We start from the raw sequence: 20190 nt of genomic DNA, 5'->3' as shown, positions 1-20190 counted from the left end.
ACCCATCCGTGATGTGATCGTTCGCTGCGTGAAACACTTCGCGTCACATGCGAGAAACACGGGAGGCCTAGCGTCACGAGTACGGCATGAACGCCGCCGACAGGAGCACCATCGATGAACAGTCCCACCACCACCGAGATCCTGATCGTCGGTGCTGGGATGGCGGCGCGGCGGTTCGCTGAGCAGCTCCTGGCGCGCACGCGCGAGCCGGTACGCGTCACGATGATCGGCGACGAGGGGCGGCAGCCGTACGACCGCACCCGGTTGAGCGATCTGTTCCTCGGCGCGGTGGAGGAGGATCTGACCTTCGACGCGTCGCTCTTCGAGGACGACAGGGTCGAGCTGATCATCGACGACCGGGTGCTCCGCATCGACCGTCGAGCGCAGACGGTGCTGACGCGATCCCGGCAGACCCATCACTACGACGCCCTGGTGCTGGCCACCGGCGCGTATGCGGCTCGGATCGCGGTCGACGGCTCCTCGCTGCCAGGGTGCTTCGCCTATCGGACGCTCGACGACGTCGAGGAGCTCCGCGAGTTCGTCCAGGCGCGCAGCGCCGAGCTCGGGCGCGATCTCCGCGGTGTCGTGATCGGCGGCGGCGTGCTCGGCCTCGAGGCGGCGGGCGCGCTGCAGGCGATGGAGGTCGATGCGACCGTCATCCAGTACGCGGATCGACTCATGGCCACGCAGCTCGACGGCACCGCCGGCAGCATCGTGAAGCGGCACCTGCAGGCGCGCGGCATCGCAGTGCGCACCGGCACGCGAGCGACCAGGATCGACCAGGACGAGTCAGGAGCCGTGACCGCGATCGAATACCAGGACGGTTCGTTCCAACGCGTCGACGTCGTGATCTTCACGGTCGGGATGCTGGCTCGCGACGAGCTCGCCCGCAACGCCGGGATCGACGTGCATCCGCTCGGCGGGATCATGATCGACGACGGATGCCGTACCTCCGACCCGGCAGTGCTGGCGATCGGTGAGGTCGCCAACTACGACGGGCGCTGCGTCGGCCTGGTCGCAGCGGCGTACGAGATGGCCGACGTCGCCGTCGGCGGGCTGCTGGGCGAGGACGTCGCGTTCTCGGGGTACGACGAGTCCGCTGCGGTCACGCTGGCCGGCGTCGAGGTGGTCAGCTTCGGCGACGCGCTCGCGAGCACGCCGGATGCGGTGGACGTGCTGTACGCGGATCCGATCGCCGGTGTCTACAAGAAACTCGTGCTCGCGGAGGACGCCCACACGCTGCTGGGCGGCATTCTGGTCGGGGATGCGTCTGCCTACGGCTCATTGCTGCCGCTGGTGGGAGCGCGGCTGGTGGGAGATCCCTCGTCGTACGTGCTGCCGGTGCGCGGCTGAATCGCCGGCGCCGCAGCCTATTCGGCGGGCGTCTCGCTCGGGACCGGGGCGTCGGAGGGGGCCGGCGTCTCGGTCGGCGTGATCGTCGGGGTCGGCGTCGGCTCGGGGGCCGTCACCTGGGCGTGCACGACCTGGCTCGCGATCGCGGCTGCCACGATGACGACGCCGACGATGATGCCGATCGCGTTGTCGCGCACACGGCGACGGATCTGTCCGTCATGCCAGCTGATGCGGGCCGCATGGATGCGAGCACGTTCCGCGTGCGCGCGCTGCTGTGCGTTCTTGGACCCGCGTGCCGCCATCTGCCCTGGTTCCCCTCACTGCGTCGTCGCTCGACGTCGCCTCAGAGCCTACCGTCGTCACGACGCCACGCCGATGCGGGCGTTCCGCGCACACGCATCGCGCGCCGCAGCAGGGTCGCCATTCCGCTGCCGACCGGATACTTTGTGGTCATTGATCGCCTGCGTCCGAACAGGAGTGCTCCCATGCAGTGGACCCGGAACGTCCTCGTCGCCCTCGCCATCAGCGCGACCGCAGTGCTCGGCGTCGTGCCGTCGGTGAGTGCGGCCGAGATCCCATCGCCGAACGGCGACGTCGCACGCATCCTGGCTGACACGAACGCTGCACGCGCGGCGAACGGGCTGGCTCCGCTGGTGTTGGACGGCTCCGTGACGACGGTCGCGCGGAACTGGTCGGCGACTCAGTCCCGCGAGGGACGGATGTACCACAACCCGCAGTATTCGAGCCAGATCCCAGGCGGGTGGAGTCGCGCAGCGGAGAACGTCGCATCCGGCTATCCGCCATCCGATGTGGTCGGAGCGTGGATGAACTCGCCGGGGCATCGGGCGAACATCCTGGGTGACTACACCACGATCGGCATCGGCTACGTCAACGGGTATGCGACGCAGGTGTTCGCGAAGTACCCGGTGTCGACACCGTCGCCGACGGTGTCGCCCCAGGACGTCTCCGTGCGCAGTCACGTCGCCCAACGAGGATGGATCACCGGCGGCGGCACCACAGGGCAGGGCCTTCGACTGGAGGCCCTGGCGGTGCAGCAGCGGGCGGGGAAGACCATCTGCCTGCAGGCGCACGTGCAGAACCTCGGATGGATGACGCCGGTCTGCACGCAGGGCGCAGGTACCGAGGCAGTGGTCGGAACGACCGGTCGCGGGCTCCGGATGGAGGCGCTGCGGGTGTGGAGTCCGGACAACACGGTGTCCGGACGCGGGCATGTGTCGAACATCGGCTGGCAGGCACGCATGGTGTCGGCCACGCCGAGTGCCCAGATCTCCATCGGCACCACCGGCCAGTCCAGACAGCTCGAGTTCGCCGACCTCTTCCAGTGACGGCCATGTCGCCCGCCCCGAGTAGCCTTGACGGGTGACCCCTTCCGCGCCGCTGCTCTCCGGGCAGACGCCCCTCGCCGTGCGCATGCGCCCGGTGTCGCTCGACGAGGTCGCCGGGCAGCGGCACCTGCTGCGGGCCGGGTCGCCGATCGTGGCCCTCGCCGATCCCGACGCCAAGTCCCCTGGGGCGGTCTCGATCATCCTGTGGGGTCCTCCGGGCACGGGGAAGACCACGCTCGCACAGGCGATCGCCCGCTCGTCCGGGCGGCGTTTCGTCGAGCTCTCCGCGATCACGGCCGGCGTGAAGGACGTTCGCGAGGTCATGCAGGAGGCCATCACGCAGCGCGACCTCTACGGTCAGACGACGATCCTGTTCCTCGACGAGATCCACCGGTTCACGAAGGCGCAGCAGGACGCACTGCTGCCCGGCGTCGAGAACGGCTGGGTGATCCTGATCGCGGCGACCACCGAGAACCCGTCGTTCTCGGTGATCTCGCCGCTGCTGTCCCGGTCGCTGCTGCTCACGCTGCAGGCGCTGACCGATGACGACATCGGCCTGCTCGTCGATCGCGCGGTGGACGACCCTCGCGGGCTCAACGGCGTCGTGACCCTGAGCGTCGAGGCCCGGTCCTCGCTCATCAGACTCGCCTCGGGAGATGCACGACGCGCACTGACCGGTCTCGAGGCCGGTGCGGCGGTCGCGCTCTCGCATGCGACGGAGAGCGCAGACGACGCGACGAGCGAGAAGAAGAGCGAGAAGAAGAGCGGCTCCAAGAAGGCTTCTGGTGTGCCGGAGGTCTCCGCCGACGACATCGCGCAGGCCGTCGACCGCGCGCTGCTGCGGTACGACCGTCAGGGCGATGAGCACTACGACGTGATCAGCGCGTTCATCAAGTCGATCAGAGGCTCCGATCCGGATGCCGCGTTGCACTACCTCGCGCGCATGATCGAGGCGGGGGAGGACCCCCGGTTCATCGCGCGTCGTCTCGTCATCTCCGCCTCCGAGGATGTCGGTCTCGCCGACCCGCAGGGACTCGTGATCGCCGTCGCTGCTGCCGACGCCGTCGCCTTCATCGGCATGCCGGAGGGACGCATCCCGCTCGCCGAGGCGACCGTGTACCTCGCGACCACGGCGAAGTCGAATGCCGCGTACGCGGGGATCGACGCCGCGATCGCCGACATCCGCAAGGGCGGATTCGGTCGAGTGCCGCTGCACCTGCGCGATGCCCACTACCCGGGAGCGAAGCGACTCGGGCACGGCCGCGGCTACGTGTACCCGCACGATGCGGAGTTCGGGATCGTGCCGCAGCAGTACCTGCCAGACGAGCTCGAGGGGCGCCAGTACTACGTGCCGAAGACGCTCGGCGCGGAGCGCGACGTCTCGGCGCGGCTCGAGAAGATCCGCCGGATCCTCGGCGATCGATGAGCCGCGACCCGATCTGTTAGACTTGACCGGCTCGAAACCGAGTTTTCGGGCATCTCCTCGTTCACACCACACCTTGCTGGCGCCCCGGCGTGCGCTCCAAGGCAGAACGCGGACGATACGTCCGTGAGTCGTGAAAGACGCGACCACGTCATCGGAAGGACAGCTTCGTGACCACGAAGTCCCAGGACCGCCGCAAGGTCCGGCTCAGCCGTGCCCTCGGCATCCCGCTCACCCCGAAGGCCGCCCGCTACCTCGAGAAGCGTCCCTACGCTCCGGGTGAGCACGGCCGCACCAAGCGCAAGGCAGACAGCGACTACGCCGTCCGTCTGCGTGAGAAGCAGCGTCTTCGCGAACAGTACGGCATCCGCGAGAAGCAGATGCGCAACACCTTCAACGAGGCACGTCGTCACGACGGCCTGACCGGTGAGAACCTGGTCGAGCTCCTCGAGATGCGTCTCGACGCGCTCGTCGTGCGTTCGGGCTTCGCCCGCACCACGGCTCAGGCTCGCCAGCTCGTCGTGCACCGTCACATCCTCGTCGACGGCCAGCTCGTCGACCGCCCGTCGTTCCGCGTGAAGCCGGGTCAGCTCATCCACGTCAAGGCCAAGAGCGAGGGCACCGAGCCCTTCCAGGTCGCAGCAGCCGGCGGTCACGCCGAGGTCCTGCCTCCCGTTCCCGGCTACCTCGAGGTCGAGCTCGACAAGCTCCAGGCTCGTCTGCTCCGTCGTCCGAAGCGCGCCGAGGTCCCCGTGACCTGTGAAGTGCAGCTCGTCGTCGAGTACTACGCGGCTCGCTGAGTCTCGCGCATCACGCGCAATCACGCAGAAGGCGTCGGGGGTTCCCGACGCCTTCTGTCGTTTCCGCCTACGATGGAGGCACCGCGCCTTCGCGGGTCAAGGGCAAGGATGAGGTCATGAAGAACATGCAGTGGTTCCTGATCGGTGTGATCGGCGGCTTCGTCGCGGCTCATTTCATGAACAAGGACCCGCGTGGCCACGACATCCTCGCCGAGGTCGACGCCCGGATCAACGGGTTCACCGCGATCATCGGCGACGCCTACCGCGAGCAGGAGGCACGGCTCACGGAGCCGGGCAACAACTGAACCATCGCCGCGCCTCGGTGCGGCTTCTTCACGCAAGGACACCCGGACCTCTATGAAAACTGCGGACATCGCGCAGCGGTATCTCGACTACTTCGAGAAGAACGATCACGTCATCGTTCCCTCCTCCTCGCTCGTCAGCGAGGACCCCACACTGCTGTTCACGGTCGCCGGCATGGTGCCGATGATCCCGTACCTGACCGGCGTCGTGCCTGCTCCGCATCCGCGCATCGCGGATCTGCAGAAGTGCATCCGCACCAACGACATCGAAGAGGTCGGCCGGACCGCCCGCCACGGCACGTTCTTCCAGATGCTGGGCAACTGGTCGTTCGGCGACTACTTCAAAGAGGGCGCGATCCGGTACGCCTGGGAGCTTCTCACCTCAGCGGAGTCCGACGGCGGCCTCGGCTTCGATGAGAAGGACCTCTGGGTCACGGTCTACGAGACCGACGACGAGGCCGAATCGATCTGGCGCGACATCATCGGCCTGAAGCCGGAGCGCATCCAGCGACTCGGCCGTGCCGACAACTACTGGAACACAGGTCAGCCCGGGCCCGGCGGGCCCGACTCGGAGATCTTCTTCGATCGCGGTCCCGCGTACGGCAAGGACGGCGGCCCCGCGGCCGACGACTCCCGTTTCCTCGAGATCTGGAATCTCGTGTTCATGCAGGACTTCATCGAGAACATCCGTGGCAAGACCGAGTTCGACATCGTCGGCGAGCTCCCGATGAAGAACATCGACACCGGCATGGGCCTCGAGCGCGTCGCCTTCCTCAAGCAGGGCGTCGAGAACATGTACGAGACCGATCAGGTGCGTCCGGTCCTCGACCGTGCGGTCGAGCTCTCCGGGCGTCGATACGGCGCCGACCACCAGGACGACGTGCGCTTCCGCGTGATCGCGGATCACGTCCGCTCCTCGCTCATGCTGCTCTCCGACGGCGTCCGCCCGTCGAACGAGGGGCGCGGCTACATCCTGCGCCGCCTGATGCGCCGCGCGGTTCGCTCCATGCGGCTCCTCGGCGTCGACGAGCCGGTCTTCCCCGAGTTGTTCTCCGCGTCCCGCGACGCCATGAAGTCGTCGTACCCGGAGCTCGAGAAGGACTGGTCGGTCCTGTCGGCATCCGCGTTCGCCGAGGAGGAGACCTTCCGTCGCACGCTGGCTGCCGGCTCCACGATCCTCGACCTCGCACTCGACGAGACCAAGAAGGGCGGCGGCTCCACGCTCAGCGGCCCCGAGGCCTTCCTGCTGCACGACACCTACGGCTTCCCCATCGACCTCACGCTGGAGGTCGCCGAAGAAGCCGGGCTCGACGTCGACCGCACCGCGTTCGACTCGCTCATGCAGGAGCAGCGCTCGCGCGCCAAGGCCGATGCCCTCGGGCGCAAGCGCCAGCTCGCCGACGTGTCGATCTACCGCGATCTGCGCGCGCTGGGCGAGACCGGGTTCGACGGGTACACGGCCCTCGAAGTGGAGTCGCGAATCCTCGGCATCCTCGTCGACGGCCTGCCCGTCCGCAGCGCAGCCGAAGGACAGATCGCCGAGGTCGTGCTCGCCGAGACCACGCTCTACGCCGAGTCCGGCGGCCAGGTCGCCGACAAGGGCACGATCGTCGGACCGGGCTTCGAGCTCGAGGTGCTCGACGTGCAGCGTCCGGTCCCAGGACTGATCAGTCACACGGTCGAGGTCACCCGCGGCAGCGTCGCTGTCGACGACGCGGCCACGACGGTGGTCGACGCGGCCAACCGTCGCGCCGCACGTCAGGCCCACTCCGCGACGCACCTGGTGCACGCGGCGCTCCGCGACACGCTCGGCCCGACCGCCACGCAGGCCGGGTCGTTGAACCGCGCCGGCTACATGCGCTTCGACTTCAACTGGTCGCAGGCGCTCTCCGGCGACACCCGCTCCGAGATCGAGGAGATCACGAACCGCGCCGTGCAGGACGCGCTCGAGGTCACCACGCGCGTCATGTCGCTCGATGAGGCCAAGGCCGCAGGCGCGATGGCGCTGTTCGGCGAGAAGTACGGCTCCGTGGTCCGCATGGTCGACATCGGTGGACCGTGGTCTCGCGAGCTCTGCGCCGGAACGCACGTGAACTCGAGCGCGGAGATCGGGCTCGTCAGCGTCGTCGGCGAGTCGTCGGTCGGCGCATCGAACCGGCGCATCGAGGCCCTCGTCGGTGTCGACGCCTTCCGCGAGCTCGCCGCCGAGCGTGCGCTCGTGTCGCAGCTCACGAGCTCGCTCAAGACGCCGCGCGAACAGCTCCCAGAGCGCATCGCCGACCTCGCTGCCAGCCTCAAGGCCGCAGAGAAGCGCATCGCGCAGTTCGAGGCGAAGGAGCGCGCAGGTCAGGTGCCTGCGATCGCGGATGCCGCGGTCAGCGTCGGTGCCTTCCATCTCGCGGCGCGGTCGCTGGGAGATGTCGCATCGGCCGACGATGTGCGCGAACTCGTGCTCGGTGTGCGCGAGCGCCTCGGCTCGCACGCCGCGGTCGTCGCACTCGGTGCCGTCGTGAACGGCCGCCCGGTGGTGGTCATCGCCACGAACGAGGCGGCTCGCGCGGCCGGCGCGAAGGCCGGTGCGCTCGCGAAGCGCGCTGCCGGCGTGCTCGGCGGCGGCGGCGGCGGACGCGACGACGTCGCCCAGGGTGGCGGGGCGGATGCCGCAGCACTGCCAGCGGCGCTCGACGCCATCGCACAGGAGCTGCACACAGCGTGAGCGGGTTCCGCCGCGGCGTGCGGCTCGGGATCGACGTCGGCCGTGCCAGAGTCGGAGTCGCGCGCTGCGACCCCGACGGGATGCTGGCGGTGCCGGTCGAGACCGTGCCGCGCTCCGAGACGTCGATCGACCGCCTGGCGGAACTCGTCGCGGAGTACGAGCCGCTCGAGTTCGTGGTCGGGCTGCCCGTGAATCTGCAGGGCACCGACACCGCATCCACGGTCGACGCGCGCGAGTTCGCCGCGGCGCTGCAGAGCCGCACGGGCGTACCGGTACGACTGGTCGACGAGCGTCTGAGCACGGTGACCGCGCACGCGGCACTGCGCTCTTCCGGGAGATCTCAGAAGAACTCTCGTAGCATTGTGGATCAGATCGCCGCTGTCGTCCTTCTGCAGCAGGCGATCGACATGGAGAAGAGCACCGGGAACCCGGCCGGTGCGACCATTCCCCACGACGAGGAGTCCGCCTGAACATGTCCGAACGTGAGAGTGCTTCCCCCCAGCACGATCCGGACGCCCGCCTGGGCGACCTGTTCGAGAACCTTCCAGACCCGACGCAGCAGAGTCCCACGGTGGACAACAGTGCGCCGACACCCGGCTCGCGCCGTGCGGCGCGTGAGGCGGCCACCGGCCGCGCGACGACGCCTCCCGACGGAACCCCTGTCGCGCAGTCCGCGCCGGAGCCCGCCCCCGTTCGCGCCTCTGCCGATGCCGGTGTCGATGACTCCGGCGCATCGGTGCGCGACGCTGCGGACGCGGGGGACACCCCGACGAGGGCCGTTCCGAAGGTCGCGCCGGCGGTCGTCGATCCTCAGCCGGTGCTCGGCGGCGGACTCGACGACCTGTTCGCACCGCATGATGACGAGCGCGCGGCATCCCACAAGCCCAAGAAGAAGCGCAGGACCGGCTGCCTCGTGGCGCTGGTGATCGTGCTCGCGATCCTCGGCGGCATCGCCGCCGGCGGCGCCTGGGTGTGGAACACGTACGGCGAACGGATCAGCGAAGCTCTGGGATGGGGCGAGCCTAAGGACTGGGAGCCGGGGCTCGCGACCGGCGAGGCGCTCGTCACCATCAAGTCCGGCGACACCGGCGGCCCCGTGTCGGTCGCGCTCTTCGAAGCCGGCGTCACGAAGACCGAGGACGTCTTCTACGACTATCTCGTCAAGGAGGCGCCAGGGGTGACGTTCTACCCCGGCGTGTACAAGCTGCAGGAGAAGATGACGGCCGAGGCCGCACTGGCAGCGCTCCAGGACGAGAACAACAAGATGGACAACACCGTGTCGGTCGCCGAGGGCGGCACGATCGTGTCGTCCCTGCCCGGCATGGCGGAGACACTCGGACTCCCGCTCGCCGACTTCGAGGCCGCCGTCGCCGACCCCTCGGTGTACGGGGTCGACGCGCAGAACCTCGAGGGCTGGCTGTTCCCTGCGGTCTACACCTTCGACCCCGGCGTCACGGCGACACAGGTGATCCAGCGCATGGTGGACCGCACCCGCGAGGCGCTCGCAGGCGCAGGGGTGCCTGACGCCGACGCCGAGCGCATCCTGACCATCGCGTCGATCGTCCAGCGCGAGGGCCGGACCGACGACTTCTCCAAGGTCGCCAGGGTCATCCAGAACCGTCTCGACATCGACATGAAGCTGCAGATGGACTCGACCGCGCAGTACGGCTACGGCTCGCTGCACGAGGGAGTGGTGTCGAGCTCGGCTGAGGCGCTCGAGGATCCCAACCCCTGGAACACGTACGTGAACACCGGACTCCCGGTCACCCCGATCGCGAGCCCGAGTGACGCCGCGATCAAGGCTGCGATGAGCCCCGCAGAGGGACCGTGGATCTACTTCGTCACGATCAACCTCTCGACGGGCGAGACGCAGTTCTCCGAGACGTACGAAGAGCACCAGGAAGGCATCAAGAAGTGGCAGTCCTGGTGCCGGGAGAACCCGGACGCCGGATGCTGACGCGGTGAGCGGGTCCCGGCTGGCGGTCTGGGGCGACCCGATCGCGCACTCGAAGTCACCGGCACTGCACGCGGCGGCGTATTCGGTGCTCGGTCTGGACTGGGAGTACGAGCGGCGCCAGGTGTCCGCAGCGGACTTCCCTGGCGTGCTCGACTCGCTCGACCGTTCCTGGCGCGGCCTCTCGCTCACGATGCCGCTGAAGGAGGCGGCGTTTCGCGCCACCGCGAGCCGCGACCGCCACGCCGATCTGACGGGCGCGGTCAACACCCTGCTGCTCGGGTCGGAGCTCTCCGGATTCAACACGGACGTGGGCGGCATCATCGACGCCCTGGGCGAGGCCGGCGTCACCGACGTCCGATCGGTGCGGATCCTCGGGGCCGGTGCGACCGCGGCATCCGCGCTGGTGGCTGTCGCCGAGCTCGGTGCGACCGACGTGGACGTCCGTGCCCGCCGTCCGGAACGCGCTGCGGGCCTGGTCGAGCTGGGAGGGCGCCTGCAGGTCTCGGTCACCCGCGATGCGCTGAGCGCACCGAGCACCCCGGTGGACCTCACGATCGCGACGCTGCCGAGCGGCACCGCACTGGACACCGACCTGGCCGAGCGCCTCGCGAGCGACGGGGGAGTGCTGTTCGACGCCGCGTACGCGCCGTGGCCGTCCGCCCTGGCATCGGTGTGGGGAAACGGTCCGGTCGTCTCCGGGCTCGGGATGCTGCTGCACCAGGCGGTGCGACAGATCCGCATCTTCCGACATGGCGACCCGGCCGTGGAACTGCCGGATGAGCCGCACGTGCTCGCGGCGATGCGCGCAGCGCTCTGAGCTGACGAGCGCCGGGCGACGACATGCGGCGCGGCACAGGGTCAAACGCATGGGAGACTGGAGCAATGCTCCGCGTGCTCACAGCCGGCGAATCGCACGGCCCAGAACTCATCGCCGTGATGGAGGGTCTGCCCTCCGGCGTCCCGGTGTCGTCCGAGGCCATCCAGGCCGACCTCGCCCGTCGCAAGCTCGGCTATGGCCGCGGTTCGCGCATGAAGTTCGAGCAGGACGAGCTCACGATCTCCGGTGGCGTGCGCCACGGCAAGAGCCTCGGCAGCCCCGTCGCGCTCCGCATCGGGAACACCGAGTGGCCGAAGTGGATCGAGGTCATGAACCCGGAGCCCGTCGAGCTCACCGACAAGTCGCGTGGTCGCAGCGCTCCGCTGACCCGCCCGCGTCCCGGTCATGCCGACCTGGTCGGCATGCAGAAGTACGACTTCGACGAGGCTCGTCCGATCCTCGAGCGCGCGAGCGCCCGTGAGACCGCTGCGCGCGTCGCTCTCGGCGCGATCGCCCGCTCCTTCCTCGGCGAGCTCGGCATCCGCCTGGTCAGCCACACCCTGTCCATCGGCCCTGTCCGGGTGCCGGAGGGATCCGCGCTGCCCACCCCGGACGACGTCGACGCCCTCGACGCGGATCCGCTGCGCTGCTTCGATGCGGCGACCTCCGCTCGCATGGTGGCCGAGGTCGATGACGCCAAGAAGGACGGCGACACGCTCGGCGGCATCGTCGAGGTGCTCGCCTACGGCCTGCCGCCCGGACTCGGCTCCCACGTGCACTGGGACCGGCGTCTCGACGCACGGCTCGCGCAGGCGCTCATGAGCATCCAGGCGATCAAGGGCGTCGAGGTCGGCGACGGCTTCGAGACCACGCGTCGTCGCGGCTCCGCGGCACACGACGAGCTGTTCGCGACCGACGACGGCATCACCCGCGGGTCGGACCGCGCGGGCGGCACCGAGGGCGGCATGTCCACCGGCACCGTGCTCCGCGTCCGTGCGGGCATGAAGCCGATCGCGACGGTCCCGCACTCGCTGCGCACCATTGACATCGCCACCGGCGAAGACGCGACGGCGCACCACCAGCGCTCAGACGTCTGCGCAGTGCCGGCGGCCGGCGTCGTCGCCGAAGCCATGGTCGCCGTCGAACTCGCGAACGCAGTGCTCGAGAAGTTCGGCGGCGACAGCATCCGCGAGACCCGGCGGAACCTCGAGGGCTACCTCGCGGGCATCCCCGAGGAGCTGCGGACGACCCCGGCGTCCGAGGCGGCGCTCATCGCGCATGACGAGCGAGGCTGAGCCGCTCACGCTGGTGCTCGTCGGCCCGATGGCCGCGGGCAAGACCAGCGTCGGACGCCGTGTCGCCCGGCGACTCCGCGTCGCGTTCATCGACACCGACAAGCGGATCGTCGCCGAGCACGGAGCGATCCCGGCGATCTTCGCCGAGCACGGCGAGGAGCACTTCCGCGCTCTCGAGCGAGCCGCCGTCGCGGCCGCCCTCGAGGAGGGCGGCGTGATCTCGCTCGGCGGCGGGGCGGTGACCGACGCCGGCACTCGGGACCTGCTGCGCGCCCACCCTGTGGTCTTCCTCACGGTCTCGCCCGAGTCGGTCGCCGGTCGCATCCGCGGAAGCGGGCGCCCGCTGCTCGCCGGCGACGTGGACCCGCTCGAGCGCTGGAAGGCGATCTTCGCCGAACGGCGTGACTGGTACGACGAGGTCGCATCCACCACTTTCGACACCTCTCGGCTGCCGATGCAGCGCATCGCCGAGGACATCGTGACATGGAGAAGAGAACACCGATGAGCACGACCACCATCAGCGTGACCGGCAACGACGCGTACGACATCACGATCGGCCGCGGCATCCTGGACCGCGTCTCCGCGGCGCTCTCGCCATCGGTGCGGAAGATCCTGGTCGTGCACCCGCCGACTCTTGCTGCGCGCGCCGGCGAACTGCGCGACCGGTTGCTCGCGGACACCGAGCACGGCCCCCGCGAGGTGCTCCTCGCAGAGATCCCGGATGCCGAGCAGGGCAAGCGCATCGAAGTCGCCGCATTCTGCTGGCAGGTGCTCGGTCAGGCCGACTTCACCCGCACGGATGCGGTCATCGGCTACGGCGGTGGCGCGGTCACCGACCTCGCCGGGTTCGTCGCCGCCACGTGGCTGCGCGGCATCGAGGTCGTGCAGGTCCCGACCACCGTGCTCGGACTCGTCGACGCCTCCGTCGGCGGCAAGACCGGCGTGAACACCGCCGAGGGCAAGAACCTCGTCGGTGCCTTCTGGGCGCCGCGCGCCGTGATCGGCGACCTCGACGAGCTGGCGAGCCTGAGCCCGAACGAGGCGACGGCCGGGTACGCCGAGGTCGTCAAGGCCGGCTTCATCTGGGCGCCCGAGATCCTCGACATCATCGAAGCGGATCCGGCGCGTGCGATCGACACCACCACCGAGGAGTTCCGCCGCACGGTCGAGCTCGCGATCGACATGAAGGCGAAGGTCGTCTCCGACGACTTCCGCGAGGCCGGTCAGCGCGAGATCCTCAACTACGGGCACACGCTCGGTCACGCGATCGAGCACTCCGAGCGCTACAAGTGGCGTCACGGCGCCGCGATCTCGATCGGCATGCTCTTCGCCGCCGAGCTCTCGCGCCTCGCCGGCCGGCTCCCGGATGAGGCGGCGCTGCGGCACCGCACGATCCTCGAGTCGCTCGGACTGCCCACGTCGTACCGTGCCGGAGCATGGCCGGCGCTGCTCGCGACGATGCAGCGCGACAAGAAGAGCCGTGGCGGCATGCTGCGCTTCATCCTGCTCGACGACATCGCCAAGCCGACCGTGCTGCAGGCGCCGGACGAGTCGCTGCTGTTCGCCGCATACCAGGAGGTCGCGGGATGACCCGTCGCATCCTGCTCGTCAACGGCCCGAACCTGAACCTGCTCGGCACCAGGGAGCCCGATGTCTACGGCACCGCCACCCTGGCCGATGTCGAGGAGCTCACCGCGGCGACGGCAGCCGAGGCCGGCGTCGAGGTTCGGACCCTGCAGAGCAACCACGAGGGCGTGCTGATCGACGCGATCCACGCCGCCCGAGCGGACTGCATCGGGATCGTCATCAACCCCGGCGGGCTCACGCACACCTCGGTGGCGCTGCGCGATGCGCTCACCGGGGTGGCCCTGCCCTTCGCCGAGGTGCACATCTCGGATGTGTACGCCCGCGAGGAGTTCCGTCACCACTCGTACCTGCATGACGTCGCCGCGGTGCGTGTGATCGGCGAGGGCGTGGCCGGTTACGCGAGTGCGGTGCGGCAGCTTCTCGCGCTGATCCCGTAGAATCGACTGTCGGCCCTCACTGAGCGCGTCTCAGCGCGGCCGAGACAATCACACACGAAACGGAACCCGCAGCGCATGGCATCTACCGCAGACATCAAGAACGGCGTCGTTCTCAGCATCGACGGACAGCTTTGGAACGTCATCGAGTTCCAGCACGTCAAGCCCGGCAAGGGTGGCGCGTTCGTGCGGACCAAGCTGAAGAACGTGCTCTCGGGCAAGGTCGTCGACCGCACGTACAACGCGGGCGCGAAGATCGAGATCGAGAACGTCGACCGCCGCGACTTCACGTACCTGTACGCCGATGGCGACGGCTTCGTGTTCATGGACACCTCGGACTACGACCAGATCACCGTCGGCGCCGCCACGGTCGGCGACTCGAAGAACTTCCTGCTCGAGAACCAGCAGGTCACGATCGCGCTGAACAACGGCAACCCGCTCTACATCGACCTTCCGGCATCCGTCATCCTCGAGGTGACCTACACCGAGCCCGGTCTGCAGGGCGATCGCTCCTCGGCCGGCACGAAGCCCGCGACCGTCGAGACCGGCTACGAGATGCAGGTTCCGCTGTTCGTCGAGACCGGCACGAAGATCAAGGTCGACACCCGCACGGGTGAGTACCTCGGTCGCGAGAAGTAAGGCGTGAGCGCTCGGACGAAGGCGCGCAAGCGCGCTCTCGACATCCTGTTCTCCGCCGATGTGCGCGGAGATGAGCTCTCGGTGACGCTTGCCGCCGAGGCGAAGCGTGCGGCGAACGAGCCGGCCCGCGAGGCCTCGTGGCTGTACGCCCGCGAGATCGTGGACGGCATCGTGGACCACCGCGACGAGATCGACGAGCAGATCACGACGCACAGTCGCGACTGGAAGCTCGAGCGCATGCCGGCGGTCGACCGCGCGCTGCTCCGCATCGGCGTCTGGGAGCTGCTCTACAACGACGAGGTGCCGACCGCCGTCGCGATCGACGAGGCAGTCGAGCTCGCCAAGGAATTCTCCACCGACGACTCCGGTGCCTTCGTGCACGGCGTCCTCGCCAGGGTGGACCGCGCCGCCTGACCCGTCTCGCACGAGTCGCTGTACCCATGTCGGATGCCGCGGGAAGGATGCTGGCATGCCCGCACCTCACGTCGACCTCCGCGATCTCATGCAGATCACGGATGCCGGTGGCTACGCGCGTGGTCTCGCGTACTTCCGTGAGGGGAACGTGCTCGACCTGGTCTGGGACGAGGATCGGCAGGAACTCGAAGCCCATGTGAAGGGCAGCCGGGACGCGACGTACATCGTCGAAGTCGGTTTCGTGTCGTCGAACGGCAAGAGCCACGCCCGGTCGACACGCTGCTCGTGCCCGGTTCGTTCCCGCTGCAAGCACGTCGTCGCAGCGCTGCTCGCCTCGAATGTGCACGAGTACGCGCAGCAGAACGGCGCGCGCACTGTCGAGCCGGTGGCAGCGCCCGCCGCCGCCCCGCAGCCGGTTGCTCCCTCCTGGCGCGCGCTGGTCGATCCGGCGAGCACGGCGCAGACGCAGGCGCTCGCGCTCGGGGTCGAGCTCCGGCATCGAGAGCCGCGAGGCGACAACCACTGGGCGCCCAGGGCGGTGCGTCCTGCCACTCCGCGAGACCTCGCCAGATCGACCGGGGAGCTGCTCCTGGCGATCCGTCCGCTGATGCGCAGTCACCAGACCGGTGCGTGGATCCAGGGCCACGCGACCTGGGACATCGTGCGACGCGACGCAGCGCAGTTCGGACGTGCGCAGAACCGGTGGTTCGGCGACCTGCTCAGCATCTCGCGCGACTCGCTGCTCTCCGGCAACGCCGGCGACTGGCTGGTCGTGGACCAGGTCGAGTCAGGGCTGCTGTGGGGGCATCTCCGCGCGGGCGCTGCGCTCGGCATCCCGCTGGTCGCCAGTCAGAAGCACTCCACCGTGCACCTCGCCGACACCGCTGAGATCTCGGCCACGATCGCGCGAGACGAGGGTGGTGCCCTGACGGTCGCAGCCGCCGCGACGATCGACGGCACCGAGGTCGCAGCAGCCGACGTGCATCCGATCGGTCGCTCCGGCGTGTATTCGGCTGTGCTGCTCGGCAGCCGGATGCAGATCACGCTCGCCGAGGTGCCGCTCAGCCAGCAGGTGCGCGCGCTGTTGGAAGCGCAGGGCCCCATCGCCGTGCCGGCAGAGGAAGAGGAGGCCTTCGTCACGGAGGCGTACCCGCTGCTCGCACGCCGCGCCGTCGTGCAGACGGTGGGCGACGTGGCGCTGCCCGAGATACCGGCACCCCAGCCCGTCCTGAACGTGGCGTTCGAGCGGGGCGACGTCGTCAGCTACTCGTTCGCGTGGTCGTATCGCGGCTTCGGGACCGTCTCGTATGCGCCCGGCCCGGCGGCTGTCCGCGATACCGATGCCGAAGCGGCGCGACGCGCAGAGCTGGAGACCGTCTGGCAGGAGCACATGGCCACCAGGTTCAGGCCGTCCGGCTCGTTCCACGACATCGATGCAGCGGCGTTCGTCGCCCAGACGGTACCGGCCTTCGAGGCTGCGGGCGTCAGCATCGTCACGACCGGCGCCCGCAAGGAGTACCGCGAACTCACCGGCGTTCCCGAGGTCACCGTGTCGACCGTGGAGACGACGGATTCGGACTGGTTCGATCTCGGCATCATCGTGACGATCGACGGGCGCAGCATCCCGTTCGGCCCGCTGTTCACGGCGCTCAGCAAGGGGAAGAAGAAGCTGCTCCTCTCCGACGGCGGCTACTTCACGCTGAACCACCCCGCGCTCGACCGGCTCCGCGAACTCATCGACGAAGCCGGCGAGCTCGACGAGTGGGAGACCGGGCCGCGCATCAGCCGGTACCAGACGGACCTCTGGGAGGAGTTCGAGGATCTCGCCGACGAGGCGCTGCCGGCAGTGAGCTGGCGGTCGACCGCCGAGGGTCTGCGACAGTCGACCGGCGTCCCGTCCACCCCGGTGCCGGCATCCCTGCGCGCGGAGCTTCGCCCCTACCAGAAGTCCGGCTACGACTGGCTCGCCTTCCTCTGGCGGCACCGGCTCGGCGGCATCCTCGCCGACGACATGGGACTCGGCAAGACGCTGCAGCTGCTGACCTTCGTGCAGCACACGCGGGACATGGGGGAGCGGCGGCCGTTCCTCGTCCTCGCCCCGACCTCGGTGCTCAGCACCTGGAAGACCGAGGCCGCGCGTTTCACCCCCGACCTCCGGGTGGCGCTCGTGGAGAGCACCAGCGGAACGCGTCGTGGAACGGTGGCGGATGCAGCGACCGGCGTCGACATCATCGTGAGCTCCTACACCGTGGCGCGTCTCGACGAGAAGGAGTTCGGCGCGGTCGAATGGGCCGGACTCATCCTCGACGAGGCACAGTTCGTCAAGAACCCGAAGACGAAGCTGCATCGGGCGATCTCGACGTTCGACGCCGATGTCACGTATGCCGTGACCGGCACGCCGATGGAGAACAGCCTGTCCGACCTGTGGTCGCTTTTGAAGCTCGCAGCTCCCGGTCTGTTCCCGTCAGCACGGAAGTTCCGGGATCGGTACATCCAGCCGATCGAGAAGGGCAAGGTCCCCGAGAACGAGGAGGGCGGCGAGTACCGTCAGCGTCGGCTCGCCCAGCTGCGCCGCCGCATCCGTCCGCTCATGCTGCGGCGCACGAAGGAGCTCGTGGCTCCGGATCTGCCGCCGAAGCAGGAGCAGGTGCTCGAAGTCGAGCTGAGTGCGGCCCATCGGGCGCTGTATGACGTGGTGCTGCAGCGCGAGCGGCAGAAGGTGCTGGGACTCATCGATGATCTCGATCGCAACCGCTTCATCGTCTTCCGCTCGCTGACCCTGCTGCGCATGCTGAGCCTCGCACCGGAACTCGTCGACGAGAACGACGCCGACATCGGCTCAGGCAAGCTCGACACGCTGCTCGAACGGGTGGCGGAGCTGCAGGCAGAGGGGCACCGGGCGTTGGTGTTCAGCCAGTTCACGTCGTTCCTCGACCTCGCGGCCGCGCGGCTCGAGGCGGCCGGCATCCCCTACGCGCACCTGGACGGCTCGACCCGGCGTCGGCAGGACGTCGTGGAGGGCTTCAGGTCGGGGGAGCAGCCGGTGTTCCTGATCAGCCTGAAGGCCGGCGGGTTCGGTCTCACGCTGACCGAGGCGGACTACGTGTTCCTGCTCGATCCATGGTGGAACCCGGCCGCCGAGGCGCAGGCCATCGACCGCACGCATCGCATCGGTCAGACCAGCCAGGTCTTCGTCTACCGCATGATCTCCGCAGGCACCATCGAGGAGAAGGTCCGCGAACTGCAGCAGCGCAAGGCGCGCCTGTTCACCGCCGTCATGGACGATGAAGCGCTGTTCGCGCAGTCGCTCACCGCCGACGACATCCGAGGGCTGTTCGAGGACTGACCGGGTTCCTTCCGGCCCGTCCGGCCTGGCGTACAGAGAGCCTTCGGTAGAATCGAGGCCGTCCACAGCGAGCGTCGAACAGGCGCCGAGGATGCACCAGGAGGAGCGCAATGCGGATCACGGGACTCGGCCATGCCGGGATGTTCATCGAGACGGTCGGCGGAAACATCATCTGCGACCCCGTGCTCGGACCGTCCTTCTTCGGCTCGTGGTTCCCGTTCCCCGACAACCGCGCACTCGATTGGGAGCGGTTCGGCCGTGAGGCCGACTTCCTCTACATCTCGCACCGCCATCGCGACCACTTCGACCCGAAGCTGCTCGAGCGTTACATCCGCAAGGACATCGAGGTGCTGCTGCCCGAGTACCCGATCGACGATCTCGAGCGCGACATCAGAGCGCTCGGCTACACGAACATCACCTACGCGCCGGCCGGCGAGGTCATCCAGCGCGGCGAGCTGAAGCTCATGATCACGCCGCTGCGCGCGCCCAGCGACGGACCCATCGGCGACAGCTCGCTCAGCGTCGACGACGGCACCGGTTCGGTGCTGAACCAGAACGACTCGCACCCCCTCGACCTCGAGAAGCTGCTCGACTTCGGCACGCCCGACGCCTACTTCACGCAGGTCTCCGGTGCGATCTGGTGGCCGATGGTCTACGATCTCCCGCTCGACGCCAAGCAGAACTTCGCACGTCTGAAGCGCGAGGCGCAGAACAAGCGCGCCATGTACTACATCGAGAAGGTCGACGCTCCGCACGTCTTCCCGATGGCCGGTCCGCCGATGTTCCTGCGCGACGAGCTGTTCGACTTCAACGGCCTCGGCAAGAACGGCGAGTCGATCTTCACGGATCAGAAGCAGTTCCTCGCGCACATGCAGGAGCTCGCGCCGCAGTACGACGGTCAGCTGTTCGTCCCTGGCACGGTGGTCACGGTCGACGGCGGTCAGGTCACGAGCGAGCAGACGCTGTACTCCGAGGCGGAGCTCACCCACATCTTCGATGAGAAGTGGGAGTACCTCGAGTCGCAGCGGGCGAGCCGCCAGCAGGAGATCCGCGACGAGGAGGCCTCTCGTGCAGAACCGCTGCCGCCCGCGGAGATCCTCGCGGCGATCAAGGAGTGGTGGGAGCCGCTGCTGAAGAAGTCGCGCACGATCCGTCTCGGTGTCGGCGGCTGCGTGCGCTTCCACATCGGCGACCTCGACATGGTCGTCGACTTCCCCAGGGCCAAGGTGCGCGAGTACGCGGGGGAGGACTGCGTGTACTGGTACACGATCCCCGCCGACCTCATCTCGACGAACATCCGCGACCATGAGATCGACTGGTCCAACTCGATCTTCCTGTCCATGCAGTTCTCGGTCGGCCGGAGCGGCAAGTTCAACGAGTTCCTGACCACGTTCCTCAAGTGCCTCTCGGTGGACCGCATCGAGTACGTCGAGAACTGGTACCAGGAGCAGACCGATCAGACCGAGGATGCCGAGATCGGCGACTGGCTCGTGCAGCGCCGCTGCCCGCACCTGCGCGCCGACCTCACGAAGACCGGCAAGGTGGACGAGGACGGCGTGCTCACCTGCAGCATGCACGACTGGAAGTGGGACCTGAAGACCGGCCGCTGCCTGTCGACCAGCGGTCACCCGATCCGCTCCTCGAGGATCGTGGAGACGGGCGTCGCCGGAGAGTCGCTGCCGCAGGCGAGCTGACCTGTCGACCCGCCGTCTGAGCACTCCGGTAGAGTGGGAGCGCAAGCAACCTTTAACACCGTCCTGT

General features: G+C 68.7%; 18 protein-coding genes. 17 read left to right on the top strand and 1 reads right to left on the bottom strand.

The features are described from left to right. Positions 1 to 114 precede the first annotated feature (114 nt). The gene (locus V7Z82_RS03845; RefSeq protein ID WP_334148144.1) at positions 115 to 1353 is read left to right on the top strand and encodes an NAD(P)/FAD-dependent oxidoreductase; all 1239 of its coding nucleotides are present in this window, start codon (positions 115 to 117) and stop codon (positions 1351 to 1353) included. 17 nt (positions 1354 to 1370) lie between these two features. Here the strand turns inward: V7Z82_RS03845 and V7Z82_RS03840 are convergent, their stop codons facing one another. After that, positions 1371 to 1655, bottom strand: a complete 285-nt coding sequence (locus tag V7Z82_RS03840; RefSeq protein ID WP_334148141.1) for a hypothetical protein — start codon at positions 1653 to 1655, stop codon at positions 1371 to 1373. 183 nt (positions 1656 to 1838) lie between these two features. On the opposite strand from V7Z82_RS03840, the gene V7Z82_RS03835 reads away from it, so the two are divergent. From V7Z82_RS03835 to V7Z82_RS03760, 16 genes are all read left to right on the top strand, one after another. Further along, the gene (locus V7Z82_RS03835) at positions 1839 to 2699 is read left to right on the top strand and encodes a CAP domain-containing protein (protein WP_334148139.1); all 861 of its coding nucleotides are present in this window, start codon (positions 1839 to 1841) and stop codon (positions 2697 to 2699) included. An 85-nt stretch (positions 2700 to 2784) separates the two neighbouring features. Beyond that, a complete protein-coding gene (locus tag V7Z82_RS03830; protein WP_442927582.1) occupies positions 2785 to 4125 on the top strand; it encodes a replication-associated recombination protein A in 1341 nt (446 codons plus the stop codon). 167 nt (positions 4126 to 4292) lie between these two features. Beyond that, on the top strand, positions 4293 to 4922 hold the full coding sequence (rpsD, locus tag V7Z82_RS03825; RefSeq protein WP_282217100.1) for a 30S ribosomal protein S4: 630 nt from the start codon (positions 4293 to 4295) through the stop codon (positions 4920 to 4922). 116 nt (positions 4923 to 5038) lie between these two features. Beyond that, positions 5039 to 5227, top strand: a complete 189-nt coding sequence (locus V7Z82_RS03820; RefSeq protein WP_334148132.1) for a hypothetical protein — start codon at positions 5039 to 5041, stop codon at positions 5225 to 5227. A 52-nt stretch (positions 5228 to 5279) separates the two neighbouring features. Continuing rightward, entirely contained in the window at positions 5280 to 7940 is a 2661-nt protein-coding gene (alaS, locus tag V7Z82_RS03815) for an alanine--tRNA ligase (RefSeq protein WP_334148130.1), read from the top strand. Continuing rightward, positions 7937 to 8410: a Holliday junction resolvase RuvX gene (gene ruvX, locus V7Z82_RS03810; protein ID WP_334148129.1), complete on the top strand. Its 474-nt coding sequence runs from the start codon at positions 7937 to 7939 to the stop codon at positions 8408 to 8410. The genes alaS and ruvX overlap by 4 nt, the downstream gene beginning before the upstream one ends. Positions 8411 to 8412: 2 nt before the next feature. After that, positions 8413 to 9897, top strand: coding sequence for an endolytic transglycosylase MltG (mltG, locus tag V7Z82_RS03805; protein ID WP_334148127.1), 1485 nt, complete (start codon positions 8413 to 8415; stop codon positions 9895 to 9897). A 4-nt stretch (positions 9898 to 9901) separates the two neighbouring features. Beyond that, positions 9902 to 10714, top strand: coding sequence for a shikimate dehydrogenase (locus V7Z82_RS03800; RefSeq protein WP_334148125.1), 813 nt, complete (start codon positions 9902 to 9904; stop codon positions 10712 to 10714). A gap of 65 nt (positions 10715 to 10779) precedes the next feature. Next, positions 10780 to 12009 carry a chorismate synthase gene (aroC, locus tag V7Z82_RS03795; protein ID WP_334148123.1) on the top strand — a complete coding sequence of 410 codons (1230 nt, stop codon included), beginning with the start codon at positions 10780 to 10782 and terminating at the stop codon, positions 12007 to 12009. Beyond that, positions 11993 to 12514: a shikimate kinase gene (locus V7Z82_RS03790; protein WP_334148121.1), complete on the top strand. Its 522-nt coding sequence runs from the start codon at positions 11993 to 11995 to the stop codon at positions 12512 to 12514. Before aroC ends, V7Z82_RS03790 begins: the two co-directional genes overlap by 17 nt. Beyond that, positions 12511 to 13599, top strand: coding sequence for a 3-dehydroquinate synthase (gene aroB, locus V7Z82_RS03785; protein WP_334148119.1), 1089 nt, complete (start codon positions 12511 to 12513; stop codon positions 13597 to 13599). The genes V7Z82_RS03790 and aroB overlap by 4 nt, the downstream gene beginning before the upstream one ends. Further along, positions 13596 to 14033 (top strand): type II 3-dehydroquinate dehydratase, encoded by a 438-nt coding sequence (aroQ, locus tag V7Z82_RS03780; protein WP_334148117.1) that lies wholly within the window; start codon positions 13596 to 13598, stop codon positions 14031 to 14033. Before aroB ends, aroQ begins: the two co-directional genes overlap by 4 nt. A 75-nt stretch (positions 14034 to 14108) precedes the next feature. Then, positions 14109 to 14669: an elongation factor P gene (gene efp / locus V7Z82_RS03775; RefSeq protein ID WP_334148115.1), complete on the top strand. Its 561-nt coding sequence runs from the start codon at positions 14109 to 14111 to the stop codon at positions 14667 to 14669. Between the two features lie 3 nt (positions 14670 to 14672). After that, on the top strand, positions 14673 to 15083 hold the full coding sequence (nusB, locus tag V7Z82_RS03770) for a transcription antitermination factor NusB (protein WP_334148113.1): 411 nt from the start codon (positions 14673 to 14675) through the stop codon (positions 15081 to 15083). 55 nt (positions 15084 to 15138) lie between these two features. Beyond that, a complete protein-coding gene (locus V7Z82_RS03765; RefSeq protein ID WP_334148111.1) occupies positions 15139 to 18429 on the top strand; it encodes a DEAD/DEAH box helicase in 3291 nt (1096 codons plus the stop codon). Between the two features lie 110 nt (positions 18430 to 18539). Continuing rightward, on the top strand, positions 18540 to 20123 hold the full coding sequence (locus tag V7Z82_RS03760) for a Rieske 2Fe-2S domain-containing protein (protein ID WP_334148109.1): 1584 nt from the start codon (positions 18540 to 18542) through the stop codon (positions 20121 to 20123). The last annotated feature ends 67 nt before the right edge of the window (positions 20124 to 20190 follow it).

Origin of the sequence: Microbacterium sp. (assembly GCF_036823965.1) — a bacterium.
Taxonomy (GTDB): Bacteria; Actinomycetota; Actinomycetes; order Actinomycetales; family Microbacteriaceae; genus Microbacterium.
This window is presented reverse-complemented; position numbering and strand designations above follow the sequence as displayed.